Source organism: Alteromonas australica, assembly GCF_000730385.1.
GTDB lineage: Bacteria > Pseudomonadota > Gammaproteobacteria > Enterobacterales > Alteromonadaceae > Alteromonas > Alteromonas australica.
The window spans coordinates 2,258,035-2,285,021 of record NZ_CP008849.1; the positions used below are offsets into that span (position 1 = coordinate 2,258,035).

Annotated in this window: 30 protein-coding genes; 19 read left to right on the top strand and 11 right to left on the bottom strand. The window is 43.7% G+C overall.

Annotation, left to right across the window (positions count from 1 at the left end):
• Window positions 1–111 precede the first annotated feature (111 nt).
• Complete coding sequence (locus EP13_RS09890; RefSeq protein WP_197035926.1) at window positions 112–612, top strand: c-type cytochrome; 501 nt, start codon at window positions 112–114, stop codon at window positions 610–612.
• On the opposite strand, the gene EP13_RS09895 is transcribed toward EP13_RS09890, so the two are convergent.
• Window positions 609–2,240 carry an FMN-binding glutamate synthase family protein gene (locus EP13_RS09895; RefSeq protein ID WP_044057151.1) on the bottom strand — a complete coding sequence of 544 codons (1,632 nt, stop codon included), beginning with the start codon at window positions 2,238–2,240 and terminating at the stop codon, window positions 609–611. The two genes, EP13_RS09890 and EP13_RS09895, sit on opposite strands and share 4 nt — an antisense overlap.
• Window positions 2,241–2,492: 252 nt before the next feature.
• Between EP13_RS09895 and EP13_RS09900 the strand changes: the two genes are divergently transcribed.
• From EP13_RS09900 to bfr (EP13_RS09910), 3 genes are all read left to right on the top strand, one after another.
• The gene (locus EP13_RS09900) at window positions 2,493–4,067 is read left to right on the top strand and encodes a cation:proton antiporter family protein (protein WP_044057153.1); all 1,575 of its coding nucleotides are present in this window, start codon (window positions 2,493–2,495) and stop codon (window positions 4,065–4,067) included.
• A gap of 135 nt (window positions 4,068–4,202) precedes the next feature.
• Window positions 4,203–4,679, top strand: coding sequence for a bacterioferritin (gene bfr / locus EP13_RS09905; RefSeq protein ID WP_044057154.1), 477 nt, complete (start codon window positions 4,203–4,205; stop codon window positions 4,677–4,679).
• Window positions 4,679–5,146, top strand: coding sequence for a bacterioferritin (bfr, locus tag EP13_RS09910; RefSeq protein ID WP_044057155.1), 468 nt, complete (start codon window positions 4,679–4,681; stop codon window positions 5,144–5,146). The genes bfr (EP13_RS09905) and bfr (EP13_RS09910) overlap by 1 nt, the downstream gene beginning before the upstream one ends.
• An 84-nt stretch (window positions 5,147–5,230) precedes the next feature.
• Here the strand turns inward: bfr (EP13_RS09910) and EP13_RS09915 are convergent, their stop codons facing one another.
• Window positions 5,231–5,638, bottom strand: a complete 408-nt coding sequence (locus EP13_RS09915) for a hypothetical protein (protein ID WP_231497850.1) — start codon at window positions 5,636–5,638, stop codon at window positions 5,231–5,233.
• 301 nt (window positions 5,639–5,939) lie between these two features.
• Here EP13_RS09915 and ccoN point away from each other — a divergent pair, with 301 nt between their 5' ends.
• From ccoN to EP13_RS09975, 12 genes are all read left to right on the top strand, one after another.
• Window positions 5,940–7,373: a cytochrome-c oxidase, cbb3-type subunit I gene (gene ccoN, locus EP13_RS09920; protein ID WP_044057157.1), complete on the top strand. Its 1,434-nt coding sequence runs from the start codon at window positions 5,940–5,942 to the stop codon at window positions 7,371–7,373.
• A gap of 15 nt (window positions 7,374–7,388) precedes the next feature.
• Window positions 7,389–7,994: a cytochrome-c oxidase, cbb3-type subunit II gene (ccoO, locus tag EP13_RS09925; RefSeq protein WP_044057158.1), complete on the top strand. Its 606-nt coding sequence runs from the start codon at window positions 7,389–7,391 to the stop codon at window positions 7,992–7,994.
• Window position 7,995: 1 nt separating this feature from the next.
• Window positions 7,996–8,157: a cbb3-type cytochrome oxidase subunit 3 gene (locus EP13_RS09930; protein ID WP_044057159.1), complete on the top strand. Its 162-nt coding sequence runs from the start codon at window positions 7,996–7,998 to the stop codon at window positions 8,155–8,157.
• 16 nt (window positions 8,158–8,173) lie between these two features.
• On the top strand, window positions 8,174–9,127 hold the full coding sequence (gene ccoP / locus EP13_RS09935; protein ID WP_044057160.1) for a cytochrome-c oxidase, cbb3-type subunit III: 954 nt from the start codon (window positions 8,174–8,176) through the stop codon (window positions 9,125–9,127).
• 190 nt (window positions 9,128–9,317) lie between these two features.
• Window positions 9,318–9,797, top strand: a complete 480-nt coding sequence (locus tag EP13_RS09940) for a FixH family protein (protein WP_044057161.1) — start codon at window positions 9,318–9,320, stop codon at window positions 9,795–9,797.
• Window positions 9,797–12,178: a heavy metal translocating P-type ATPase gene (locus EP13_RS09945; RefSeq protein WP_044057162.1), complete on the top strand. Its 2,382-nt coding sequence runs from the start codon at window positions 9,797–9,799 to the stop codon at window positions 12,176–12,178. Before EP13_RS09940 ends, EP13_RS09945 begins: the two co-directional genes overlap by 1 nt.
• A gap of 5 nt (window positions 12,179–12,183) precedes the next feature.
• Window positions 12,184–12,399 carry a cbb3-type cytochrome oxidase assembly protein CcoS gene (gene ccoS / locus EP13_RS09950; RefSeq protein WP_044057163.1) on the top strand — a complete coding sequence of 72 codons (216 nt, stop codon included), beginning with the start codon at window positions 12,184–12,186 and terminating at the stop codon, window positions 12,397–12,399.
• The gene (locus EP13_RS09955; protein ID WP_044057164.1) at window positions 12,386–13,042 is read left to right on the top strand and encodes a sulfite exporter TauE/SafE family protein; all 657 of its coding nucleotides are present in this window, start codon (window positions 12,386–12,388) and stop codon (window positions 13,040–13,042) included. Before ccoS ends, EP13_RS09955 begins: the two co-directional genes overlap by 14 nt.
• A 52-nt stretch (window positions 13,043–13,094) precedes the next feature.
• Complete coding sequence (gene fnr / locus EP13_RS09960) at window positions 13,095–13,838, top strand: fumarate/nitrate reduction transcriptional regulator Fnr (protein WP_044057165.1); 744 nt, start codon at window positions 13,095–13,097, stop codon at window positions 13,836–13,838.
• Between the two features lie 98 nt (window positions 13,839–13,936).
• A complete protein-coding gene (gene uspE / locus EP13_RS09965) occupies window positions 13,937–14,866 on the top strand; it encodes a universal stress protein UspE (RefSeq protein WP_044057166.1) in 930 nt (309 codons plus the stop codon).
• Between the two features lie 128 nt (window positions 14,867–14,994).
• The gene (gene ttcA / locus EP13_RS09970; RefSeq protein WP_044058889.1) at window positions 14,995–15,936 is read left to right on the top strand and encodes a tRNA 2-thiocytidine(32) synthetase TtcA; all 942 of its coding nucleotides are present in this window, start codon (window positions 14,995–14,997) and stop codon (window positions 15,934–15,936) included.
• Window positions 15,937–16,926 carry a patatin-like phospholipase family protein gene (locus tag EP13_RS09975; RefSeq protein WP_044057167.1) on the top strand — a complete coding sequence of 330 codons (990 nt, stop codon included), beginning with the start codon at window positions 15,937–15,939 and terminating at the stop codon, window positions 16,924–16,926.
• A gap of 28 nt (window positions 16,927–16,954) precedes the next feature.
• On the opposite strand, the gene EP13_RS09980 is transcribed toward EP13_RS09975, so the two are convergent.
• The 8 genes from EP13_RS09980 to EP13_RS10015 all read right to left on the bottom strand — a co-directional run bounded on the left by EP13_RS09980 (window position 16,955) and on the right by EP13_RS10015 (window position 22,674).
• Window positions 16,955–17,590 carry a DUF2987 domain-containing protein gene (locus EP13_RS09980; protein ID WP_044057168.1) on the bottom strand — a complete coding sequence of 212 codons (636 nt, stop codon included), beginning with the start codon at window positions 17,588–17,590 and terminating at the stop codon, window positions 16,955–16,957.
• Window positions 17,587–18,378, bottom strand: a complete 792-nt coding sequence (locus tag EP13_RS09985) for a glucosaminidase domain-containing protein (protein WP_044057169.1) — start codon at window positions 18,376–18,378, stop codon at window positions 17,587–17,589. The genes EP13_RS09980 and EP13_RS09985 overlap by 4 nt, the downstream gene beginning before the upstream one ends.
• Window positions 18,371–19,129, bottom strand: coding sequence for a stress protein (locus EP13_RS09990; protein WP_231497851.1), 759 nt, complete (start codon window positions 19,127–19,129; stop codon window positions 18,371–18,373). The genes EP13_RS09985 and EP13_RS09990 overlap by 8 nt, the downstream gene beginning before the upstream one ends.
• 56 nt (window positions 19,130–19,185) lie before the next feature.
• Window positions 19,186–19,812, bottom strand: coding sequence for a LysE family translocator (locus EP13_RS09995; RefSeq protein ID WP_044057170.1), 627 nt, complete (start codon window positions 19,810–19,812; stop codon window positions 19,186–19,188).
• Entirely contained in the window at window positions 19,812–20,531 is a 720-nt protein-coding gene (gene cobB, locus EP13_RS10000; RefSeq protein WP_044057171.1) for a Sir2 family NAD+-dependent deacetylase, read from the bottom strand. The genes EP13_RS09995 and cobB overlap by 1 nt, the downstream gene beginning before the upstream one ends.
• A 32-nt stretch (window positions 20,532–20,563) precedes the next feature.
• Window positions 20,564–21,385 carry a sulfurtransferase gene (locus EP13_RS10005; RefSeq protein ID WP_044057172.1) on the bottom strand — a complete coding sequence of 274 codons (822 nt, stop codon included), beginning with the start codon at window positions 21,383–21,385 and terminating at the stop codon, window positions 20,564–20,566.
• A gap of 44 nt (window positions 21,386–21,429) precedes the next feature.
• Complete coding sequence (gene tpx / locus EP13_RS10010; RefSeq protein ID WP_044057173.1) at window positions 21,430–21,924, bottom strand: thiol peroxidase; 495 nt, start codon at window positions 21,922–21,924, stop codon at window positions 21,430–21,432.
• A 63-nt stretch (window positions 21,925–21,987) separates the two neighbouring features.
• The gene (locus EP13_RS10015) at window positions 21,988–22,674 is read right to left on the bottom strand and encodes a tRNA-uridine aminocarboxypropyltransferase (RefSeq protein WP_044057174.1); all 687 of its coding nucleotides are present in this window, start codon (window positions 22,672–22,674) and stop codon (window positions 21,988–21,990) included.
• Window positions 22,675–23,109: 435 nt separating this feature from the next.
• Here EP13_RS10015 and EP13_RS10020 point away from each other — a divergent pair, with 435 nt between their 5' ends.
• The gene (locus EP13_RS10020) at window positions 23,110–23,763 is read left to right on the top strand and encodes a choice-of-anchor E domain-containing protein (protein ID WP_044057175.1); all 654 of its coding nucleotides are present in this window, start codon (window positions 23,110–23,112) and stop codon (window positions 23,761–23,763) included.
• Between the two features lie 508 nt (window positions 23,764–24,271).
• Here the strand turns inward: EP13_RS10020 and EP13_RS10025 are convergent.
• Complete coding sequence (locus EP13_RS10025; RefSeq protein ID WP_044057176.1) at window positions 24,272–24,631, bottom strand: hypothetical protein; 360 nt, start codon at window positions 24,629–24,631, stop codon at window positions 24,272–24,274.
• A gap of 209 nt (window positions 24,632–24,840) precedes the next feature.
• Between EP13_RS10025 and EP13_RS10030 the strand changes: the two genes are divergently transcribed.
• Window positions 24,841–25,254 carry a hypothetical protein gene (locus tag EP13_RS10030; RefSeq protein ID WP_044057177.1) on the top strand — a complete coding sequence of 138 codons (414 nt, stop codon included), beginning with the start codon at window positions 24,841–24,843 and terminating at the stop codon, window positions 25,252–25,254.
• A gap of 573 nt (window positions 25,255–25,827) precedes the next feature.
• The gene (locus EP13_RS10035) at window positions 25,828–26,541 is read left to right on the top strand and encodes a hypothetical protein (RefSeq protein WP_044057178.1); all 714 of its coding nucleotides are present in this window, start codon (window positions 25,828–25,830) and stop codon (window positions 26,539–26,541) included.
• Window positions 26,542–26,987: the final 446 nt, after the last annotated feature.

Sequence of the window (26,987 nt, forward strand, 5' to 3'; positions counted from 1 at the left end):
GGATTCACACTATTACGCGTATTAGCGTTAACTTCCTTGATTGAAATCAAATCTTTTCACACAGGTTGTCACATACTTATAGTGTCATAACCTGTTGGGAAACTTAAAGCCATGATTAAATATATTCTCGTTGTATTCGTCGCCAGCACACTGTTAGCGGGTTGCGATCTCGGTGCTAATTCACCACGGGGCTTTAGTTTGCCCGAGGGTGATATCGATAAAGGCAAAGCCGTGTTTGTTCGTCACCAATGTACCGACTGTCACACAATGGAAGGTATAAATGTAGACGAAAACCATGTTTATCACATCAGCAAGCCCGTTCCACTGGGAGGCTCAAGTGGCAGAATTACCACGTATGGGGAACTCGTTACCAGTGTAATAAACCCCTCTCACAAATTAACACGCAGACAACCATTGAGTGTAACTTCTGAAGATGGTGTATCGCTGATGAGAAACGTGAACGATGAGCTAACCGTCAGCGAACTCATCGATTTAGTCACTTTTTTGCAATCGACGTACAAAGTGGTTCCTTATCGCACGTCTGAATATCGTTTATATCAGCTACGTATGCCTGAAAAAACAGAGCAAGGGCAAAAGAGCAAGCTAAATTAGGAGACTTCTTTCGTCTCCTCTTCAATGTCTGCCAGTAAACTGCACGGCATAAAGCTATCTGCGTTTGCCTCTTTTACGTGAAGCTTAAACCGCTCTGGTACCTCGTCTTGCAGTAAACTTCCCCGTTTGACCAGGGGAAATATTTCATCGTAACGGGCTATGTTACATTGGTTAACCCGTCTGAAAATATGAGTTCTGTTTAATTCTGTAGTACTCACATGGCCCGTTGACGAAAGAATATCCATGAGGGCATGCAATGTTTTTTTATGAAACAAATACACGCGTATAGACTTGTCCGCCACATCGAGGCCTTTCGTCAGTTTCGGATCCTGCGTAGCCACCCCCGTGGGGCATCTATTTGTATTGCACGACAAAGACTGGACACAACCTAACGCCAACATCATGCCTCTTGCGCTATTGCACAAGTCTGCTCCAAGGCTTAAATTTTTCGCGAGTTGAAAAGCGGTAATGATTTTACCTGATGCGATAATTTTAATTTTGTGACGCAAATCAAAACCAATTAAACAATCATCAACAAATGCGAGGGCTTCTCGTAAAGGAAAGCCAATTGAATTTGTATATTCAAGGGGCGCAGCGCCTGTGCCACCTTCCCCGCCGTCCACGGTAATAAAATCAGGCGTTACACCGGTTTTTACCATGGCTTTACACATCGCGACAAACTCGCTTTTTCGACCTAAAGCCAACTTAATGCCAACAGGTTTACCGCCACTAAGTTTTCGCAACTTAGTGATAAAATCTACCATTTCTATGGGCGTCGAAAAGGCGCTGTGACGGGGTGGAGAATCAACCTGTGTGCCAGGTTCTACGCCACGAATATCCGCAATTTCAGGGGTGTTTTTATACGCAGGTAAAATACCACCATGACCAGGCTTTGCCCCTTGGCTCAGCTTTATTTCAATCATTTTTACTTGTTCTAACTGGGCTTTTTCTTCGAAAGTTTTTTCATCAAACCTGCCGTCCTTAGTGCGACAACCAAAATAGCCGGTGCCAATTTGCCACACTACATCTCCCCCATTTTCCAAGTGATAAGGTGTTAATCCGCCTTCACCGGTATTGTGAAAAAAACCGCCTTTTGCTGCGCCTTTATTCAGGGCTAATATGGCATTTTTCGATAAGCTACCAAAACTCATGGCACTGATATTAAGTACACTCGCACTGTAAGGCTTTTTGCAATCTGGACCACCAATATTCACTCTCGGGTCGTCGTCCATTTCTTTCAATTCACGGGCGGATAATGAGTGGCCTATCCATTCATATCCATTTTCATAGGTATCGAGTTGGGTGCCAAACGGAACGGTTTCTCGGTTATTTTTAGCACGCTGATAAACAATGGTTCTAAACATTCTAGAAATAGGTGCGCCGCCGGTGTCCGTTTCTAGCACATATTGCTGCAAATACGGACGCAACGCTTCAACGGTCCATCGCACGCGGCCAATTAATGGGAAGTTTCTAAGTATCGAATGGTGTTTTTGGTTCGCATCGTAAATCGCAACACACCAAACAAAAAACGTTAGAATAAGGAACCACCACACCGGCTGGTATATCAATCCGAGGATGGCATTTATCGCCACAATAAGTGTTAAAACACCAATGATCCAATTCCGCATATTAATCCTCAGTTAGTTATCTAGTGTGTTTACACGGCCACGCTAGATTTAGTTCAAATTTAGTTTAATAACAATTCGTTAGGCACAAGCCTCTGCCTCAAAAATATGGTTATGCGTAACGCTATTTTCAGATTTCAATACGCTAGTTTTCAATTACATGCTAGTCTATTCCGGTTAGTTTAACTTTAGTCCTTACGTCGCCCATTTTTGGGCCGTGCTTTGTACATTAACTGAAATGATGAAAGGTATTTCATGGAGTATGCATTTCTTCTGTTTGCATTTGTATGTGGTTTAACCGTTAAACTCGTCGGTATACCGCCTTTGGTAGGCTATTTATTAGCGGGTTTCTTACTGAATATTGCCGGTTATACCCTTACAGACGAGCTCACAACCATCGCGAATTTAGGCATAACGATTATGCTTTTCACCATCGGCTTAAAACTTAACATTCGCGATTTAAGCAAACGCGAAGTATGGGCGGGTAGCCTAAGTCATACTCTACTTTGGGTGATTGTCATTACCGGCGCGGTCTATGGTGTGGCCGCGCTTGCCAGTCAGTTTGTTGGCGGATTAACGTTACAAAGCGCCATGCTGATCGCGTTTGCACTGAGCTTTTCAAGCACTGTTTGTGTAGTGAAAGTGCTTGAAGAAAGTGGCGAAAGTAAAACGCGTCACGGCAGGCTTGCTATTGGTATTTTGGTTATGCAGGATGTGTTTGCCGTTATCTTCTTAGTGGCAGCCACCGGTAAACTGCCGTCTGTGTGGGCCTTAGGGTTACTTGCGCTTATTCCAGCACTGCCTTTTATTCACCGCATAATCAATCAATCTGGACACGGCGAGTTATTACCGCTAACTGGTTTTATTCTTGCCTTGGGCGGCTACAATCTTTTCGAGTTAGTGAATATTAAAGGCGATCTTGGCGCGCTTATTTTCGGCATCATGCTTGCGCAACACGAAAAGTCTACTGAGTTAGCTAAGTCACTAATGAGTTTTAAAGACCTTTTCTTAATTGGTTTCTTCCTAACCATTGGTCTTACTGCCCTACCAGACATGAATATGATCATCCTATCCCTCGTTTTCTGTTTGTTTATTCCGCTGAAAGCGGGCTTATTCTTCGGCCTGTTTACTGCCCTGCGTTTACGGGGTAGAACCGCCTACCTTGCTAGCTTGGTGCTTTCAAATTTTAGTGAGTTCGGGCTTATTGTGGGCGCATTAGCAGTGAGTTTGGGCTTATTGGCCAATACATGGTTAGTGATTATTGCCCTTGCAGTATCTATATCATTTGTGTTTACCAGCGTGGTATACCGCAACTCCCATTCGCTCTATAACAAATATAAAGACGCGATTAAGCGTTTCGAGAAGCAAACTCGGTTAAAAGAAGACGTCTACCCTACCTTACACAACGCGGAATTCCTGGTATTAGGTATGGGGCGAGTAGGTAAAGGGGCTTTTAATGCATTAGCAAAACTTGGCGATGTTAACGTGTGGGGCATGGATGCAGATAGGCTTAAAGTGAAGCAAATGAACAGTGAAGGTCATAATGTCATTGTGGGCGATGGTGAAGATGTTGATTTGTGGGACAACCTTGATTTACGTAATGTTAAGCTGATTTTACTCGCGCTTCCCTCCATCCAAGATGCCATCAACATTAAACGACAACTGACCAATGCGGGCTACACAGGAAAAGTCGCCGCAATCGCACGCTACGAAGATGAAGTTCAAGAGTTGCTCAACCATGATATTGATAAGGTATTTAACTTCTTCACGGAAGCCGGGTTAGGTTTTGCTGAAGAAAGTTTAGCGTATGTCGATGCGCCTAGAGCCTAGGCACAGCATCAAATGCAAACAAAGGATGTAGTGATAACCATTGCCATTTGTATCCCATTGTATTTAAAGGATTTTTTTGATTTTTCACGTTATGTGGCCTATACTATCGTCATAATTTGATAAGGGTTTAACGCAATGAAAGGTGATAAACAAGTTGTTGCAAAGTTAAATGACATATTAACCAGTGAGTTAACGTCAATTAACCAATATTTTCTTCATGCTCGTATGTTCAAAAACTGGGGCTTGAAAGAACTAAACGAAAAGAATTACAAAAAATCCATTAAAGACATGAAACAGGCAGACGACCTAATTGAGCGTATTCTGTTTCTTGAAGGGCTTCCTAACCTTCAAGCGTTGGGTAAGCTTTACATTGGTGAAGATACTCAGGAAATGCTGGTATGCGATAGCCGTTTTCAAAAAGAGCAATTGCCACTATTACGAGAAGCCATTGCACTTTGCGAAGAAAAGCAAGACTACGTGTCCCGTGATCTTCTTGAAAGCATCTTAGAGTATGAAGAAGAACACTTAGACTGGATTGAAACGCAAGAGTATCAAATTGATGCCATGGGAATAGAAAACTATCTTCAAGCTCAAGTGATGGGAGAAGACTAATGAAAGGTAATCAAGCAATTATTAATGGGCTTAATGAGCTTCTCTCTTATGAGCTTGCGGCCATGGATCAATACTTTATCCATTCGCAAATGTATTTAGACTGGGGCTTGCAAAAGCTTTACGAGCGTATTGATCACGAATTCGATGATGAGCGTGGCCACGCTACTAAGCTTATTGAGCGTATGCTGTTTTTAGAAGGCACGCCTGATATGACAACGCGTACTGGATTTAAAGTGGGTAAAGACGTACCTGAAATGCTAGAAAGCGACTTGCGTGTTGAGTATGAAGTTGATGCTAAATTGCGTGAAGTAATAGCATTATGCGAAACAGAAAAAGATTACGTCACCCGCGATATGCTTATTGTGTTACTCGACGATACTGAAATGGATCACGCTCATTGGTTAGAGCAGCAAATCGGACTGATTAAACGCCTAGGATTACAAAACTACCTTCAGTCGCAGATGTAATCCTCTGTTACCCCGTTTTTGGCAATTTCATTATTGTGACTAATTCAATGCCTGAGGCAGACTTAAAAGGGTCGCTCAGGCGTTTTACGTTTCAGTGGTAAAATACAAATACGTTGGCTCGGTTGTGTCTTTTAGGTTCACGCGCAATTGCCATTTCATAAAGGCTTCACTGCAACTGCCCAGCATAAACCACCCAGACCAATGGGACTGATCCTCCTGATCTAACAGTACGGGTATTTTTCCCATGTACATATTCACCCCTTCTATCCACGCACTTTCAACCTGAGTACCTGCGGGTAACGTGAGGGTGAGTGTGACCGAGGTTTCTGGTTCTGGCGGTTCAGAGAAATGCGCACTGGCTTGTCTGCCTTGAATTAAAAATCGGCAACGTCCGTTGACAAAATGACAACTATTGCCTATTCCCTTTGTAGCATCGTCACCTTGTTGCTTGGCAACTTGGAACCGGTGCCCAATAAAAAGCGTCGCCGCCACAAGAAAAATACACAGCGGGCCTAGCCATGAATGTAAATTTTTTGTTTTAAATTTGTTTTCGTTTTTTAGCATTTCTTAAATTTTGTGTATTTCTTCATTGATGGAGATCAAGCATAGCGACTTTATGGTATCTTTTTGTAATTAAAAACCTTATCATCCGCGTACCAACTGGCTTGGAGACAATAATTATTACTCTTTCCGAGCTCGGTGTGAAGCGTTATTCCTTAGCTGATACACGTCTCGACCGTACTATTCCGGCAGTTGGAGACCATAGTTCATTTGAAGTGGAAGATTCATTAAAATGAGTGAAATAAGCCAAGCACAACCTGATTACAATTATAAAGTAGTTAGGCAATTTACCATCATGACCATAGTCTGGGGTATCATTGGTATGGGCCTAGGGGTATTTATTGCCGCGCAATTATTTGCACCTATGCTCAACTTTGACACACCATGGCTAACGTTCTCGCGTCTGCGTCCGTTACACACCAATGCCGTTATTTTTGCCTTCGGTGGCTGTGCATTGTTCGCAACGTCATACTATATTGTTCAGCGTACCTCTCAGGTAAGACTGTTCAGCGACAAATTAGCCGCATTTACCTTTTGGGGCTGGCAAGCCGTTATTGTGTTAGCGATCGTTTCGCTACCTCTCGGACTGACCAGTTCTAAAGAATACGCTGAGCTAGAATGGCCAATCGATATCTTGATTGCGCTGGTCTGGATCGCTTATATCATTAACTTCTTCGGAACCCTCGTTATCCGTAAAGTGTCGCATATTTACGTGGCAAACTGGTTCTTGGGCGCGTTCATGCTTACCGTGGCTGTATTGCACATAGGTAATAGCATGGCCATTCCGGTGTCTTTCACTAAGTCGTATTCGTTGTATGCTGGCGCCGTAGACGCCATGATGCAATGGTGGTACGGCCATAACGCAGTAGGTTTCTTCTTAACTGCGGGCTTCTTAGGCATGATGTATTACTTCGTTCCTAAGCAGGCGGGTCGCCCGGTTTACTCGTACAGACTGTCTATCGTTCACTTTTGGGCGCTAATTTCATTGTACATTTGGGCCGGTCCTCACCACCTACACTACACTGCCCTACCTGACTGGACTCAGTCTTTGGGTATGGTGATGTCAATTATCTTATTCGTTCCTTCTTGGGGCGGTATGATCAACGGTATTATGACGCTATCTGGCGCGTGGCATAAACTTCGCACCGACCCTGTACTGCGTTTCCTTATTGTTTCATTGTCTTTCTACGGTATGTCTACCTTCGAAGGTCCAATGATGGCAATTAAGACCGTTAATGCACTGTCACACTACACTGACTGGACTATCGGCCACGTACACTCTGGTGCACTAGGTTGGGTTGCCATGGTATCAATTGGTTCAATTTACCACTTGATCCCAGTGTTGTTTGGTCAACGTGCTATGTACAGTACTAAACTGGTTAACGTGCACTTCTGGTTCGCGACCATCGGTGTTGTGTTATACATCGTTGCTATGTGGATGTCTGGTGTACTACAAGGTCTAATGTGGCGTGCAGTTAATGCTGACGGCACCTTAACCTACAGTTTTGTAGAATCATTAGAAGCGTCTAAGCCTTTCTATGTGGTTCGATTCATTGGTGGTTGTTTCGTGGTAGCGGGTATGCTTGTTATGGCATACAACACATGGAAAACCGTTCGTGCCCCTAAAGGCAGTATCGCTGCAGACCCAGCGACTCAGCCAGCGTAGTAAAGGAGACGAATAATGAAAAACCCACATGAGTTAATTGAAAAGAACGTTGGCCTGTTAACGGTACTCATCCTTATCGCTATTAGCTTTGGTGCTATGGTGCAGATTACCCCGTTAATGTTCCAACAACAGGTGATGGAACCGGTAACAGGTTTACGTCCCTACACTGCACTTGAACTTGAAGGTCGTGACATCTACATCCGTGAAGGCTGTGTAGGTTGTCATAGCCAGATGATTCGTCCATTCCGTGCTGAAACAGAACGTTATGGTCACTACAGCGTTGCTGGCGAATCAGTATGGGAGCACCCTTTCCTTTGGGGCTCTAAGCGTACTGGTCCTGACTTAGCACGTGTTGGTGGTCGTTACAGCGATGAATGGCACCGAGTTCACCTGCTTAATCCTCGTAACGTTGTGCCTGAGTCGAATATGCCAGGGTTCCCTTGGCTTGCGGAAAACACGCTTGATGGCGAGTTAACAGCTGAAAAAATGGAAGTATTCCGTGGCTTCGGCGTGCCGTATACCGACGAAGATATCGCGGGTGCGAAAGCGGCAGTACAGGGTAAAACGGAAATGCAAGCCCTTATTGCTTATCTACAATCTCTTGGCACACATTTGAAATAATATGGATCAAGGAATTGTAGGCAGCATTTTTACTGTCATCGTCTTTGTTTGCTTCATCGGCATTGTTTGGTGGGCCTTCAGTGGCCGTAACAAACAGAAGTTTGATGAAGCCGCAAACCTACCGTTTGCAGACGAAGAAAAAGAAAAATCAAAAGAAGATTAGCAGGAGTCTTGAACTCATGAGTATGTTTTGGACAATTTGGATTTCAGTGATAACCCTTGGGTTAATCATTGGTTGCTACTTCCTTCTGCGCTGGTGTTTATCCAACCAGACAGGCGTGCCAGAAGGTGAGTCAATGGGTCACGAGTTTGATGGTATTGAGGAACTCAATAACCAGCTACCTCGTTGGTGGACAATTATGTTCTACATGACCATCGTTTGGGGATTCATTTATCTTGCGTTGTACCCAGGTCTTGGGTCTTACGAAGGTATTTTTGGTTGGAAGAGTTCGAACCAAAATATCCAATCTTTAGAAGAATCGATGCAAGCGCGTATTGACGCGACAGAAAATGGCGAGTTTGTTCAGTATGATCGTGAGTTAGATTATGCGGCTGAAAAATTCGATCCTATTTTCGCTGCGTATGCAAAAGTACCGGTAGAAGAGCTAGCGAAAGATCCTGAAGCCAATAAAGTAGGTCAACGTTTGTTCCTACAAAATTGTTCTCAGTGTCACGGCTCTGATGCACGCGGTCAAAACGGTGGCTTCCCTAACCTAACGGATAACGATTGGTTATACGGCGGTTCTGGTGCCAAAATTGTTGAGACCTTAACCCTAGGGCGTCAAGCTGCCATGCCAGCATGGATTGACACATTAGGTGAGCAAGGCATTGAAGAAGTCGTTAACTACGTACTTAGCCTAAGCGGTCGCGATGTTGACCCACAGTTAGCCGAAGCAGGTCAAGCACGCTTTGCAGTGTGTGCTGCCTGTCACGGAGCAGACGGCAAAGGCAACCAAGCACTGGGTGCGCCTAACCTGACTGACAACATCTGGCTTTACGGCGGCAGCCACAGAGCAGTAACTGAAACGCTTACCTATGGTCGTAATGGCGTTATGCCATCATTTAAGAAAACCTTGGGTGAAGATAAAATTCATGTTGTTGCGGCTTACGTATATAGCCTCTCAAATGATTAATGATGTAAATCATTAAAATCCTAAAAAGCCTCGTTATCACGAGGCTTTTTTTATGAGAAAATACAAACAGGTAGCCCTGAGCTTTTCAGGGGTCGTCGCCCCTATACCAGTGTCTTATTTTCCGCTGAAATCAAGCAAAAAGTGAAATACGACTAGGGCGTTAATGCTGTAAACACGAGAAAACCGATTAATGAATACTCCTTGGTATAAACAATTCTGGCCCTGGTTCCTCATTGCCGTCCCTATTATTACCCTCATCATGGGGGGCGTATTGCTAAAATTAGCGATTTCTACCGAAGATAGCTTAGTCGTAGACGACTACTATAAAGAAGGAAAAGCCATAAACGCCACACTAGATAAAGAGATTATGGCGAGAAAACGCAATATCACCACGGAGCTTACTGTGAATGATGGCCGTATTGCGTTGAAGTTTCATTCTGGTATTCCACAAGAAGGCACCGCGCTTAAACTGAGTTTTTACCATGTTACTTTGGAAGAGCGTGACACCAGTATTTTACTCGCACGAGATGCACAAGGTGTATATCGTGGCTCAACAGAGGTTTCTCTTGATGGGAAATGGCGTATTAGCCTCACGCCTATTGATGAGTCGTGGAAAATTCAAAACGTTGTGCAATTACCCTACTCTGGCGCGATAAAGTTTAATCCCTAATGGCATCCTCTTCTCAGTGCTATCATTGCGGACTACCCAATGACAGTAAGCAAATCTTTGAAACCCAGATTTTAGGCGACACTCGGCAGCTGTGCTGCCCAGGGTGTTTAGCAGTGGCACAAGCCATTGTGGATAACGGCTTAGAGGATTACTACCAATTTAGAACAGAACCCGCTAATAAGTCGGATGACAGCATTTTAAGTACACTCGATGAACTGGCTGTTTATAACGATCCCGCCCTACAAGAAGACTTTGTTTTTGATGAAGGTCACTACAAACAAATTCAACTTACCTTGGAAGGAATAACCTGTGCCGCCTGCGGATGGCTAATTGAAAAGCAATTGAGCAAGGTAAAAGGGATTAAGCAAGTCGCCGTAAACGTACAAGAACGGCGAGCATTAGTGACGTGGCTAGATGAAGACATTAAGCTTAGCCAAATTATGGCCGGCCTTAAGCGCATTGGTTATCACGCCTCGCCCTTTCAAGCCGACGAACACGAAGCCAGCTACAAACGAGAAGAAAAAGCCTTTTTAAAGAAACTCGGGTTAGCAGGCATCATGACGATGCAAGTGATGATGCTTATGGCCGGATTGTATTTCGATTGGTTTGGTGCCATTGAACAAGAAACACGTCAGTACTTTTATTGGGTGGCGCTTACCCTTACCACACCTGTGGTGCTTTATTCTGGCAGCAATTTTTACTTAGGTGCCATTAAAGCGTTAAGTGCAAAAACCGTGAACATGGACGTGCCTGTTACCCTTGCCGTATTTGGTACTTATATTGCCGGCCTACGAGCCACCTTGCTTGAAACCGGCGAAGTGTTCTTCGAATCAATCTGTATGTTCATCTTCTTATTACTGCTTAGCCGTTTTTTTGAGCACAGAAGCCGACATAAGGCAGCCCAAATCTCTGCCAATATGACGCAGTATATTCCGGTATCAGCAACAAAAGTGAATGCAGATGGCACATTTTCGAATTGTTTAGCCAAGCAATTAAGGCCAGAAGATATTGTTTTTGTAAAGGCTGGCGAGACCATTCCGGTAGACGGTATCGTGCTGGAAGGCACCGCTTCTGTGGACGAAAGTATGCTCACCGGCGAGTTTAATCCGGTGAATAAACGCCCTACTGCTAGTGTTTACGGTGGTACCGTTGCCCAAGATGGCGCATTAACCATTAAAGTCACACAAAGCCTAAAACATGCGTTGGTTAATCAAATTGTCCGTTTACAGGCCAGCGCTATGGCCTCCAAACCCAAAGCCGCGTTGCTGGCAGACAAGTTCTCTCGATATTTTGTAAGCGCCGTATTGGTAATCTCAGCAGCCACCTACGGGTTTTGGACATTTGTGGGCAATGAAGATGCCTTCTGGATTACCATTTCCGTGTTGGTTGCCACATGCCCTTGTGCACTCGGTTTAGCCACGCCCTCGGCACTCACTTGCGCGGTGGCCAAGCTAAATAAACAAGGCATTTTGCTAAAGCGTGCTGATGCCCTTGAGCAACTCAATGACATTGACACCATTGCGTTAGATAAAACCGGCACCCTTACACAAGGGAAGTTTTCCATTCAGACGGCGTGGTTTGCAGAGGGTGTAGATAAAACCACAGCGATGGACATTGCCGTAGCACTTGAAGCGCGCTCAGAGCACCCTATTCAACAAGCATTTACAGGTAAGATTAAGCACAAAGTATCAGACTTCGAAGTCACGCCAGGAGGCGGAATTAGCGGAAACGTGAATGGCAGTGCATTTTCCATGGGATCTGCTTCCTATTGTGGCGTATCACTCCCCGCCAATTTGCCGTTCGTTGCCAACGTGCTACTGGTGTCTGGCAAGACGCTAATAGCGGCGTTTTTAGTCAGTGACAAGTTACGTGATGACACGCAAGCCACATTAGATATGCTAAGCCAATATCAGTTGATGGTATTAAGTGGTGACACCCAAGAAAACGTGAATAATATTGTTAACACCCTGCCTATTCAACGTGCCCTTGGTGGCCTGTCCCCGGAGCAAAAGTTTGAAGAAGTACAAAAGCTTCAACAGCAAAACAAAAAAGTCCTTATGATGGGTGACGGGATAAATGATGCGCCAGTGCTTGCAAGTGCAGACGTGGCTGTTGCAGTGGGTAACGCCACCGATGTGGCAAAAACGGCAGCCGATGTCATCTTGCTGGGTGATAGTCTTTTATCCGTGCCACAGCTACTTAATGTTGCCCTAAGTGTTAAACGTAAAATTAGACAAAATATCGCGTGGTCTGTAGGTTACAATATTTTGATTCTTCCCTTTGCCATTGCCGGTGTGTTGTCTCCCTGGATGGCCGTTGTGGGTATGTCTCTCAGCAGTATTATCGTAGTAACCAATTCAACACGACTATTAAGTAAATAATTAATATGAGTATTATCTACGTTCTTATCCCTATCGCCATTATTATTGTTGCAGTGGCCGTGGTTATCTTTTTTTGGGCGGTACGCTCGAATCAATTTGAAGATTTAGACCGCCAGGGTTACAGCATTTTATTTGATGATGATTTATCGCCAGAGGAAAAAGCCTTGGCTGAAGAACGCAAAAAAGTGCAACAAAATCAGGAAAACGATGACAGAAATTAATCTGTTGTCAGCATTTCTCATCGGTATTGCTGGGGGCGTACACTGCGTTGGCATGTGCGGTGGTATTGTCGCTGCGCTTCGTTCGGTTACGCCTAGCCATAAGCCCGCGTTTCCTTTTACCCTCGCCTACAACCTTGGTCGTATAGCTAGTTACACCTTAGCTGGTACAATCACAGGTGCCATGGGGCAAATTGCCCGCCACTATATTCCTGTCGCATCTTATGTGCTTTCGTTACTCAGCGCTTTAATGCTGTTGGCCTTAGCCTGTTATTTGGGAAAATGGTGGACAGGCTTAACCCATGTTGAGGCCCTAGGGAAAGGCATATTTAAACGTATTCAACCTTATTCCAAACGCTTTCTCCCCTTTAAAACCCCTTGGCATGCGTTACCGTACGGCTTTATTTGGGGCTGGTTACCTTGCGGACTCGTGTATTCCACCCTTACTTGGGCATTAGCATCAGGGACAGCGGTGGACGGTGCTGCCATTATGTTTGCGTTTGGCTTGGGCACTTTACCTACATTACTCGCGGCAAGCACGGGGGCGGCTTACATTGTGTCTGCTTTCCAGCAGCCAAAACTTCGACAAACACTGGCGGTTTGTATGGCCTTATATGCAATTTATTTAATTTATCGCGCATTTTAGCCGCTATCGTAGTAACATTTACGTAGAGTTTACCAGTTTAGGTGCGGTTATTATGAGCAAAGGAAGCGAGTTTTCAATTCACTGCCAAAATTGCAGTTTTAGTCATTTATGTTTACCCGTGGCGCTGAATAAAACAGAAATTGAGTCGCTAGACGACATTATTGAACGAAAAAAGCCCCTGCATAAAGGCGACGCGCTGGTAAAAAATGGCGATGTATTTCATTCGTTATTTGCTGTACGCACCGGTTCTTTCAAATCCTTTGTCACTAACGCTGATGGTGAAGAGCAAATTACCGGCTTTCATTTTCCTGGCGACATCATCGGCTTTGACGCCCTTCGTAGCCAAAAGCATCAAAGCTATACCCAAGCGCTTGAAACCGCGATGGTGTGCGAACTCCCCTACGAAACATTAGATGAAATGTCGGTGCAATTCCCCAAATTGCGCCGCCAGATCATGAGCTTTATGAGCGCTGAAATTAAGCAGGATCATGATATGATCATGTTACTCAATAAGCGTTCTGCCGAAGAAAGGTTGTTATATTTTCTGGCGCATCTTTCTGGCCGTTTTGAAGAGCGAGGGTTCTCCCATCGTGAGTTTCATTTAACGATGACAAGAAACGAAATAGGCAACTATTTAGGGTTAACCATTGAGACAATAAGCCGTTTATTAAGTCGCTTTCAAAAAGAAGCGATCATTCGCGTAGACGGCAAACTTATCACTATTCTCAATTTCGACGCATTGGACAGTAAACTACAAAATGTCACTGTACCAACGATTGCCTGTACAGGTATCTGATATTTTGTAATCGCTTTGATCTAAAACAACTTACGTTTTTACAAATAGGTATTACACTTACATCATAACTATCGCAAACGATGAAGTTCGGAGGGGTTATGATTAATTATCAACACATTCTCGCTGTTGTAGAACTGGAGAGAGACACCCAGCCCGCCCTCAGTCGCGCTCAAGAAATATCTGACAAAACAGGCGCAACGATCACCGCTATGCTGGTGGTATACGATTTATCCTATGATATGACCACCATGTTAAGCCCGGATGAACGTGAGGCTATGAAAGACGCCGTTACCAAAGAGCATGCAAGCTGGCTGTCAGAACACTTACGCCAACTTGGCTTTTCCCACATAGACATTGTGGTTCAGTGGAATAATCGCGCTTTTGAGGCAGTGATTCACCATGTTATTGATAACGATATTGATTTAGTAGTAAAAGCTACTAAGCGTCACGATGATCTCGCCTCGGTTATTTTTACGCCAACCGACTGGCATTTACTGCGTAAGTGCCCTAGCCCGGTGCTATTAGTAAAAGAGCATGATTGGCCAGAAGGTGGCCAAATCATCGCTGCGGTGAATGTGGGTTCTGAAGATGACGAACATAATCTATTGAACGATAAACTGACTGTGATTGCCAATGATTATGCAAAGTTACTGAACGGCAATGTCAATCTCGTCAACAGTTACCCTTCTACACCGTTAAATATTGCGATAGAAGTACCTGAATTTGACCCTGACGCTTACAACAACTCGGTAAAACATCATCACCAAGCTGAAATGGCAGGCCATGCAAAAAAATACGGTATTACCACAGCAAACACCTATGTAAAAGAAGGCTTACCAGAAAAAGTCATCCCCATGGTAGCCAAAGATATTGACGCGGAATTAGTGATAATTGGCACCGTCGGGCGGGTGGGACTGTCGGCAGCACTAATTGGCAATACGGCAGAACACGTGATTGACGAACTAGATTGCGACGTGCTGGCCGTAAAACCTGATGGTTTTGTATCGCCGTTAGCGAATAAAAAATAGCGACAGCCCATTATCTGCACATTGCGCAATAATTTCGTTAAAGCGGGTTATTGTGTTTACTAGCATGGCTCATAAAGTCGACTTTGTTGTATAATGGCGGCTTTCGCAGTAACCAAGCCAGTATTATTATGAGTGCAAATATCAGCAGTGCAGATGTTGCTAATAGCCCATCGCAAAGTAAACAAAAATACAACCTAAATAAGCTTCAAAAACGCTTACGTCGCAACGTGGGTAAGGCCATTGCTGATTTCGGTATGATTGAGCATAACGATAAAGTCATGGTGTGCTTATCTGGTGGAAAAGATAGCTACACCATGCTAGATATCCTCATGTTTTTGAAAAAAATTGCACCCATTCATTTTGATATCGTGGCGGTTAATCTCGATCAAAAACAACCTGGATTTCCTGAGCATGTCCTACCGCAATACTTAGATAGCTTAGGGGTAGAGTATAAAATTGTTGAAGAAGACACCTACTCCATTGTAAAAGACAAAATACCTGAAGGTAAAACGACCTGCTCGCTTTGTTCTCGCTTGCGCAGAGGGATTTTGTACCGTACGGCGAAAGAACTAGGCGCAACAAAAATTGCCCTGGGTCACCACAGAGACGACATGCTTGAAACCTTCTTTTTGAACATGTTTCATGGCGGCAAGTTAAAATCTATGCCACCTAAACTAGTGAGCGACAATGGCGAGCACATTGTTATTCGCCCCCTCGCTTATTGTAATGAAAAAGACATTATCAAATATTCCGAGGCTGCTGAGTTTCCCATTATTCCCTGTAATTTATGTGGCTCGCAAGAGAATCTGCAGCGTCAGAATATTAAAGCCATGCTACAAGACTGGAACAGACGATTTCCAGGGCGAATTGAGTCTATGTTTAGGGCATTACAGAATGTGGCACCTTCCCATTTAGTAGATAAAAACTTATACGATTTTAAAAGCATCAAGACGCAAGATGCGCCGGTGGCAGACGGTGATATTGGTTTTGATCCTCCTAGCTTTGATACTCAACCCACTGCTGAAGAAGAAAACGATATTCACATAGTGAACATGACGGAAGCAAAGTAAATGAAGATTGGCTTAGCACTAGGCGCTGGCGCCGCAAGAGGTTGGACCCATATAGGTATTATCCAAGCGTTGGAAAAACTCGGCATAAAAATCGATGTGGTTGCTGGGTGTTCAATTGGCGCTTATGTCGGTGCTGCCTATGCAAGCGGCAAGTTAGAGGGGCTAAAAGAGTGGTCTTGTTCCCTAAGCGATTGGCAAGTATTAGCGCTTATGGGTGTTGGTTTACGCCGCGGTGGCTTGGCAAGTGGACAAAAAGTATTCGACAAATTGGCGTCTGAGTTTTGTGCAGAAAGCTATGAAGAAATGAACAAACCCTTTGCGTCGGTAGCCACAGATTTATATACCGGCCGTGAAGTCGTGTTCAACTCAGGTCCTGTGGGAAACAGTATTCAAGCTTCTTGCGCTATTCCCGCTTTGTTTTCCCCTGTACCTTATGAAGACAGATGGCTGGTTGATGGTGCAGTGGTAAATCCAGTGCCCGTGAACCTTTGTCGTCAATTGGGCGCTGATTTTGTCATTGCGGTTAACTTAAACGCCGACTTTAGGCCACTTAGGCTAGAAAAACTGCGCCAAGACCATGAAGAAAACCAACGTAAAACCGAAGACTTCTTCACCAAAAGCCAAAATGTTTTAAAGCAGTGGTTTTCACCAGATAGCAAACGAGACGATAAAGATACAGAAGCGCAAACCGATGATTCACTTGCCGCAGAGGTTATTGAAAAAGTCGAAGAAGAACTCACAGAGGTACCGGTAAAGGTTAACAAACGTAATCCACCGGGTATTATGAGCGTCATGAGCAGTTCGTTAGAGATTCTTCAAGCCAGAGTAACCCGTTCCAGACTCGCGGGCGATCCGCCAGATATTCTTATTGAGCCCCAATTAACCGATGTAGGCATTATGGAATTTCATCGTGCCGAAGAGTTATGCGCAAAAGGGGAAGAAACCATTAATCGAATAGCGGAACAAATCCGCTATCAATTATTAACTTAAAAAGCCCAATGCGTTAGCCGTTAAACTGCTAACTTGACGCTAACGCAGTAATACGAAGTGGCGCTTCGGGTAACGTAATACCTTTAGCGTCTTTCAACCAGTCTTCGTTAAGCTGTAATACGCCGTTATTAATAGGTAGCCCTTCTGGCGTAATATAATCTAAATTCTCATCATTAAATTGAATCATTAAACCGGTAACGCTGGGCATAAGAAAAGACAAAAAGCTGCCCATTTCATTGAAAAATGCTTCGTACTGCGCATATAAAAAATTCAGTTCTTCTACCGTATAGTGGGGTTTTAAATAGGACGGCTGTGTTTCTAGTTGTACCGACATATCACACAGGTTAGCCGCCTCTTTTAAATCAATACGCACGTAGGCGTTCGCAAGTTTAAGCGCACGCTCGGTTGGCACAGTAAAACGCCCCTCTTTACTCACGTCTAACGTCATGGTTTGTTTATCGGTAACAATATCTGCCTGATTAATGTCGCAAAGGCGCCCTTCTCCCACGCGTAGAAAACCAAACGCAAATTGCAGAGCCTGAGTATCTTCATTATCTAGCTTTTTTACATGGCTATAAAAACGGCTGTATTCTACATCGATGGTTTCTGCACACGCTGGAAAAACAAGCCCTACAGCGAGAACAAAAGAAACTAGTGATTTCATTGGGTTAAATATTCCTCGTTAAATCTGATCATGGTTTGCAACTCGTCGACATAGGCTGCACCACGTTCAGAGTAATTCATTAATCCTTCAGCTAAGGCCACACCAGTAATTGGAATTTGATTGGCTCTTAGTCGACTTCTTATTTCACGTAAATCTTCATAAGCGTCGTGGCGATTTAAGTTGCGCATATAGGTGTAGGTAGCGCGAGACAAGCTGTCAAACTTAGCGACTTCGTGAGAGGCACCTTCGTTTCGCCTACTTGGAACAAAACCACACCCTTTACTAAAACACCAAAGTCCAAAAAAGTTATACCCTTTGCGGGCGAAGCGACTGGTACCCCATGCTGACTCGTTTGCCGCCTGCACTAACACCAACTCAACCGGTAAAATATCAATTTTGTCTAGTAAGTCTAATAGCCGCATATTTAACGGCTGTGACGATTTAACCCGGTACTCTTCCTCCAACCAGTCTAGCTTTTCAATGTCATCATCTGACAAAGGTTCGTCTGTGATTGCTTTACGGTAAAGGGTTTGAACATAATGCCGTAATGTCAAAATATAGCTATTTTGCTTCTCGACTTCGGGTCGAAGATAGTCGAAAAACGCCGCTTTTTTCTGTTTAACATCAGTGTACACAGAAAAATCCGGCACCGGCTTTTTCGCTTCCTGAGTTTCAGGAATATCCAAAATCGACGGCGACTTTTTCGTAAAAATTAGCGCGTTAATAACAATAACCGCCAATACAACAATCATAATGGCGACAATTTTAAATGTTTCTCGTTTATGCATCGAAGCTAGACTCGTTCCTTTCCTTTGGTTTAGCTTCCGTGCGAACTTGCTCTCCGCCAATTAACTTTTCGTATAACACGCCGATAAGGCTGAAATACAAAGGCATGATCCAAATAAGAGAGAGCCCAAGTGTAAGTGGTATGGTAATCGCCAACACTGCCATGATCATGAAAAGCGCAGTGATTTGACCCCAATAAGCGTTAAATACGCGACAAGATAATAAAATGGCCTTAAGCGGAGTCAGTGACTTGTCTGCCACCAACATTAACGAAAAAGACGTGGCCATCCAAAAATACAACCCTGGAATAATCAGTAACACTAACCCTAGTTGCATAAGAATGCTGTTAACCAACTGGGTTAGTGCCAACAAGAAGATAAGAGGGATATAGTCGAATAAGGCAAAGACCGTACGTGGAGTATTGCGCGCCTGACTTAAGCCCAACATATACAGGCCGGTAATTAACGGTGACACCACAAAAACAGTGGCAATTTCAATAAATGACTGATGTTGTATAGTAAAGGAGCCGTCGTCATGTACCGTAATATACGGCTGTGTAATAGCGCCTATTATAACAAAGACAACGACCAACACGATACAGGCCTGAATTAAGGTTGCAAAGTTTGCCTTAGTCATTTGGTTGGCCCGCAAAAACACCGCTTTTACATCAAAGTCGTGGGATTTTTCCAGGGTACGTTGTAACGTTGTTTTTGTGTGATCGCCATTATTCTCAGGCATCATATTATTCGCCACTGTGTCCTCTACTACAAAATTAGGCTAACCGGCGTATTGTACATGAATGGAGAGTGTTAACCCAACACGAGTTTTGCCGCTAAACCTACAAGCAATACGCCCATTGCTCTATCTAGCCAATACCCTTTTTTGCCAATCAGCTGAGCTACCTTGCTAGTACTGAGTAAATAAGACAGAAAACAAAACCATAGTCCCGTCGCAAAAGCTAAATAGATACCGTAGCCCGCTTTCACCATGAAGGGCGTGTCTACACTGATGATGGCAGTAAACAAAGACAGGAAGAACAAGGTGGCTTTAGGGTTTAATCCATTGGTTAAAAAGCCCACCCAAAGGGCGCGTTTAACAGAGATAGTTTGGCTTTCAACGGCGGGCGCATCTACCTTTTCATCTTTTGGCGGCCCACTACGCAACGCCCCAATCGCTAAATAAACCAGATAAGCAGCGGCTAAATAACTAAACGTAGTAAACAGCCAAGGCGTAGTGGCTATCACCACACTTAACCCTACTAAGGAGTAGGCGACATGTAATAAAATGGCGAAGCCAATCCCAACACTGGTGTAAATAGCAATGCGACGCCCGTATGCCACGCTATGGCGCACCACCACAGCAAAATCTGGCCCTGGGCTAGCCACGGCCACAAGATGTACTAAGGCGATCGTAATAAATTCATTTAAATACTGCATTAAATGGTCTCGGTTTGCTTAATAATTCTGTCTACTAACAAAGGTACTGTTTGTGAGGCTTTACCTGTTAACGACTCATCAAAATAAAGGTTAGTCGACGTTGGCGCTAAATTTACCTCGATGGTATGCGCACCATACTCTTTTGCCGTTTGTACAAAGCCCGCGGCAGGATAAACTTGACCAGAAGTGCCCACGGCAATGAAAATATCAGCCTTCGAAAGGGCGTCAAAAATGGTGTCCATATACATAGGGACTTCACCAAACCATACAATATCAGGGCGCAGAGAAAAACGCCCGCAACAGGGGCAGACAGAGTGAGCATCGAAACTTTTAGACCACGCGAAGCGCTGTTCACTATATAGGCAACGGGCAGAAAGCAGTTCGCCGTGCATATGCAGCACCCGTTGACTCCCCCCTCGCTCATGCAAATTATCCACATTCTGGGTAACCAGCATTAAGTTTTCGTCTAGGGCTCTTTCTAATTGCGCCAGCGCCATGTGCGCGGCATTCGGAACAACCTCTTCACTATGAAGTTGCGCTCGACGGGCATTATAAAATCGATAAACTAGAGCAGGATTGCGTTCGAAACCTTCTGGTGTAGCCACATCTTCCACACGGTGATTTTCCCATAAGCCATTGCTATCTCTGAAGGTATTTATTCCAGACTCAGCCGAAACGCCAGCCCCAGTTAATACCACAACCCGAGGTAAGTTATCCATATTTAATCTTATTTACTCATATTGTTAAAATACTATTTAACCACAGGAAACGCTTGATTAGCGCCCCATTCTGACCATGAGCCATCGTATACAGCGATGTGAGATGCGCCGCACAGTATGGCGGCAACGCCCACAATGCACGCGGTAACGCCTGAACCACACGTGCATATCATGGGTAAAGACAGATCGACCTTTGCTTCATCGAAAATTTGTTGAAGCGCCTCTACTCGTTTAAATCTCCCCTGATCGAGAAGCTGAGCAAAAGGAACATTGAAGGCGCCTGGCATATGCCCCGACCTTACCCCTTGTCTTGGCTCTTCGACTTCACCTGAAAATCGCGCTTCACTGCGTGCATCTAACAGCTGCGTTTGGGAATCTAACGCGTGCAAAACCGCAGAACTATTAACAAACCAATTAGGTTCTGGCGCGGCTTGATAGTGTAAATGGGTTAGCGGTTGAGCTTCACCTACTGGAAAACCCGACAATTCCCACGCGGGCTGCCCACCGTCCAAAATACGCACTTTTTTGTGCCCCATGGCTTTGAGCATCCACCACACTCTCGCCGCACTATATATACCGCGAGTATCATAAACTACGACATCGCTATTATGGGTTATCCCTACTTCCCCCAATAGTAACGAAAAATCATGAGCCGACGGCATGCTATGGGGAAATCCGGTAGTATGATCGCTACCCTGCCCGTCTAAATCAATATCGACAGAATTAGGCAGCACCAAGCCCTCACGATTGTCGGCTTGCTTGGAGACTGGGTCGTCCATCACTGCTCTCACCAGAGTAAGCGGTGCAGATTGGAGTTCAGATGAAAGTTGCGAGGCGTTTATAAGGATAGACATGAGAATACCTAAAAACCCGCAGCTTTCACTGCGGGCGGTGTCGTTTATAGAACAGCTATTGCTGCTTCATAATTGGGTTCTTCTGTAGTTTCAGCAACTTGCTCTGTGTAAAGTAAACTGCCATCCGCATCAATCACAACCACACTACGAGACAACAGCCCAGTCAGTGGCGCAGACGAGAAAGTGACGCCATAGTCTTCACCGAAGCTTGAACGGAACGTTGAGCCTGTGATGACATTTTCAATACCTTCGGCACCACAAAAGCGACCAGCAGCAAATGGAAGATCGGCAGACACACAGATAACCTGTGTATTCTCTAGCTTAGACGCTTCTTCGTTAAATTTACGTACAGACGTAGCGCATGTACCCGTATCAATAGACGGAAAAATGTTAAGGATCACACGTTTGCCGCTTAATTCTTCTAATGTAACCTCGCCTAAATCCGCTTTAACTAGCGTAAAGCCTGGCGCTGGTTGGCCAACTTCTGGCAGCTCGCCAACGGTTGTCACTGCATTACCTTGAAACGTTACTGATGCCATGTTTTTCTCCTTGGTTAATCAAAACATCACTATAGATGCTAAGTTCAATACGACGCAAGCAGACTATTGGTCTACCTGCGCTTTTGCAAATTCAATTTTATGGGTTAAATGGGGTTTGCCCTTTAAATACTGATGCCTGAATACACTAAAATACTGTGCCAAGTTACGCGCAGATTCGGTCTCGCCCGCTAGATCTAACACGCTAATCCCCACTTCTGCGGTACAGTGCTGAAACTCATGTGTAGACGCTCGCAACAGGTAATTTGAAGCAATATCCGGTGACACGCCCAACACAGGTAAACTATCTAAGTACGGACTCTTCCCAAACATTTTTCGCGCTTCCCGCCAGGTTCCATCAAGGAAGATAAAAAGTAATTTCTTATTCGGCGCGGCCACAGGCTGATGTATACACCGTTCTTCGCTTGCGTACTCATGCGGAAAAACAATGATGGGTTGATAAAGCGGGTTGTTCAATAGCGCTAATAATGGTTCACAAGGCATGGTGCGATGCCATAAAAAAGCATGATTATCAGCAATAACATCGGCGATAAGCCGGCCAGTATTAGTGGGCTTATAGTATTCCCCTTTGTACATGATAAACGCCACTGCACATTGTCCAGCGGGTGTCGGCTTACTGGCGCACATACAATTCACTGTAGGTAATAAACAGCCTTCACAGCGCACTACTTTGCTGCCTCGGGCATTAAATGCACGCTGTGCAGTAGCAAGTTCGTCAGCCCGAAGCTGCATAACGGAGTTTTTGTGTAACAAGGGAGTATCTATGTATATTGAAGTCGCCAAATATTACCATAAAAACCTAGTTCGGGGAGCCGATTTCTAAAAGCTTGGTCCAACCATGGAAGCGTTAATTTTTATAACTCGAGAGTTAAAGGTAACACTAGTTTGTGGCAGAACCGATGGAGTGCAATAAGTAGGGAATCGAGAATCGTACTCTACCCACTGAGCTATTCCCACACTCTATTATCATGCCGGTAATGTAAACTTCACTGACGTTAGTGTCAGTCGTCCCATAAGTGCTGTCAGCTGTTTTTACATTCTAGTACGAGAAATGAAATTATAATTAGCTAACTAGCTGATAAATAATACATATAAAAAATGGCATTAGAAATGCTATAGGCGCTCAGCCAAAATCGCTTGGCTCTAGACACTTTTGAGTATAAATCAATGCTTAAACGCCTTATTAGCGGTACATTTTTACTGTTAACCCCTATTCTTGCGAATGCTGCTGTTATTGTGCAAGACCTCACAGTCACTCGTGACCAAACAGATTTTGACACGCCTGTAGTATTTAACTTATTCGATAACACCCCAGGCAGTGTACTCGAATCTGTCGTGGTTGAATTGTTTGCTCGGTCAAGCGGCTCTATACAAGTTGAGAACAGAAGTACGACAAGAGCGTCGAGTGTTACCGCTGTTTTATCAACCATTATCACACTACAACTGCCAGATGGAACAACAACATTAACGGCAACGCCTTCAACAACACGAACAGATAGCTTGTCGACCTTTGATGGTAATCTAGATTACGACGGCACTTCAGGTGTGGAGTTCGTTAATTTAGCCACTAACGATTACGAAAGTTTGATAATAAGCTCACCCAGCCTACTGGCGTTATTTACCGGAATAGGTCAAAGCCAATTTTTGTTCGAAGCAGTTGCGACCAGTGCGGTGAATGGTGGCGGTAACCTTGCTACATTAATTGATACCTTTGCATCAGCTGACGTGCGAATTACCTACTATTACGTTCCTGTAAGTCAATCATTAGGTCTATTACTATTAGGTGTAGGTCTTATGATGGCAAGACGATACAGCCGTTAGTACCAACTAAAAAATAATGGGGTCAGAGTACTTTTTCGCATAAGGAAACGTGCTCTACCCTCGTCAATGATCGGCAGTAACAAGCATTGAAATAACTGATGCTAGAAAAGGTTGAATACGTTTGCTGTGTTGAATATTTTGATTTTATGGCGCTTAGGAAAAAGCTGGGATACAAAGAAATGGTGCCCGGGGCCAGAATGGAATAAAAGCCACAAGCGATTGATTAATATAGCTTTAGTGAAAAAGGAAATTAGCCAGTGTTACTACTAGTGTTACTAAAAATCCCCCTTACGGAAATATCTTATTCATAACCTGCTCAGGGGTTAAATCTACAGTAATCGTACTTTTACAGACTAGCTTAATTATAGCCTTTCCGTTGCTTTCAGCTTTCACGCTTACTATATGATTAACACTAATATACTGCCTACCAGTTGTAGTTTCCAATTTTATAAAACGCATATTCACCTTACCTCAGTTCAATACCCAAACAAGAACACGAACCCATTGTTCAAACGCCCTTAACTAACCTAATTGCTTTATCTACAGCCGTAGTCACTGTTTCAGGGTTACAGTTTAGCGCCCTGGCAACTTGTGCGTATTTGTTCCTAGAACTCGTAAAATACAAAAACGCGGCTTTAAGCTGCAATTCAGTAAGCTGATCTTTCAGTAAACACGATATACACTGCCTGTAAACATCGAGAGTTGTTCCCCCTTTATAAAGTGGAATATCGGACCTAAAAGCGTGTTTGCTATAACTGGCAGAATCTAAGGCCAACACATTCTTATCGTAAAAGCTTGTCGAACTCTCAGGTGAAATTAAGTTAGCGGCCCAATCTGTTAAAAGCGTTTGTGCTTTGTTGTCAGTCATACTTAGCTATATTCCAAATGGAAATAAAAACTAACACCTATATAACTATATTTATAGAATATTTTGTCATAAAAAAGGCGACTTAATTACTTTAGACAATCATAGACTAATAGAGACTCTAAGCTAGCCAAACCAAGTAAACTTGTTGATTTTAATAAGCATTCTTAGCCAATACAATATAGATTCCATCAACAAAGAGTATTGCAAATATGAATATAACAATTAACAAAACAGACGAAGCACCAGACCAAAATCCAATTAAAGTTCTTACCCCCTTTAATCAATCAAGAAAGCTGTTAGGACAAACGCATTTCCATAGCACCAAAATGGAAATCATTGAACCTGAGCCGTTTCATAGTAAGGAAATTGACTTAACGTTTGAGACAAAAAGCGCTAGCTTTATAATCGTTATGGAAGCGTCTGATGGTTTAGAAAGTTTTTCTTTAGACAAAAATGAGGATGTCCCCGGCGAAATCGTAGTTGATAACAGAACGGGCCATAAAAGCGGCGTAAGCTGGATCCGTTATTGGCAGTGTAAGCCATGGGCCGTATACACAATAACCCTCATAAAAAAAGAAGGGGTAAAACAAGCCAAAGCTGCCCTTGCTATAATTCACGGATAAAGTTTAAAAGCCGTGCGACTAAGAAGTAGTGTTGTTGAAGTTGTTTAAAGTCCTTCGAAGTAGCTTAGTTGCGCGGCACCCCACCTTTTAATTTATAACAACCATTTACGCCAGCCTTAAAAAACTTAGGTTGTTGCGTTTTCCTTTTATAATTTCAAATTATTCTTAAATCCGCGCACCAGTCCACCTACGTTATTTTTTCTACCGCCTTTATTACATGTAGCCTGCAGCGAAATACACTTTCCCGATGCGCAGACGCTAGAACCTAACAAAACCTAACAACAAAACAACAACCAGCGTCTAAAATGGCTCATAAATAGAGTTTAATCGGGGTGCGAATTACCCGTATTGGGCACCCCCTTCGGGAAGTACCTTTTCTTTCTCTACAGCTATTCACATGCCTGTTCGACCCTAGTAATTTCTATACTGTAGATAGCAAATGAGTAATGCCGCGAACTATAAGCTTAACTTCAAGCAGCTGCAGCGGGATTGCGTTTAACTTCCAAGTGTAGCTTTTGAACACTCAAATCTATAATCTAGGCCAGCCATTAATATTTACTACAAGGATGAATAATGCAGCTTAATGACGCGGTGCCAGAGCGCAGAAACCTGATCGTTTTCTGTATGGCAACAATAGTATTTTTTATCGGGGGCGGTGATGCTTGCGGCGATGTTAAACTTCCTTTTGGTAGCATAGTTTTAACCAACAAAACCGGGTTAATCTTCTTATATTGGAGTATTTTCTTTTATCTAATCCTTAGGTATTGGTCAGTCTTTAAGTCGACTCCCTACGACCCGGATTCAGGCGACAACTTTAGTAAGAAAAAAAACTACAAGGTTGCTATTCAAGAAGCAATTATTAAAAGCTGCCACCCATCAAAACTCAAAATACCACCGACTTGGTACTTTGGTCATAACACAACTGAGTTAGATTTTTCTGCGGCCGCCGATAAAATTGGTTTCACAACTGATCAGGCCATTGAAGAGATTATCATTTCCAGAAATTGCATTGAGCCAAATGAGGCTTATTGTCTAGTATTGGAGGTAAAGAAACACAACAGTTCCACCCAAAAAGTCAAAAGCGAAAAAATAGGCCTATTATCATTAAAATATGCGCCGGTATTTTTTCTTACTTTACTTAAGAGTATATTTTCAGATAAATATCTTTTCGATTGGGTTTTCCCTTGGCTTATCCTCCTTGTGACGTTGCTGACGATAGTAGGCGCCTCTTTTGCTTTTGACTATAGCTTGTGCCCCCCTGCTCCATTACCACCGGGCAAAAGTTAAGCGAAATATTCAATATAGTTACGTTTGTAATACATACTCTCAAAGTGGTTTGATTGGTCATACGATTGGTCATCGTTGACCTGTAAGGCAACTATAACGCGCTTTGTGGTTGGTCACGTGATTGGTCACCAGTCGAATACGACTGAATACTAGTCAAATTCAACCAATCAGTTAACCTAAGTTAACTAATTGGTGTGAGTAGAATTAAAAGAGGTATAATTTGGGTATGGTTTGGGGTGTGGCTCTACCTCTCTGCAAAACCTTTGAAGCTGTGCTCTTTGGTGTGGTGAGGGGGGTGTTTTTGGTTAATGCCTGGCAAAATAGAAAATCCTTGTTTAAGGACTGTTTAGTACTGATCTCGGGATTTGTAGATAATTGCGCGTATTCCTCTATGGAAAACGCCAAAAACAAGCCAACTTATTGTATTTGTTAGAAAATACATGATT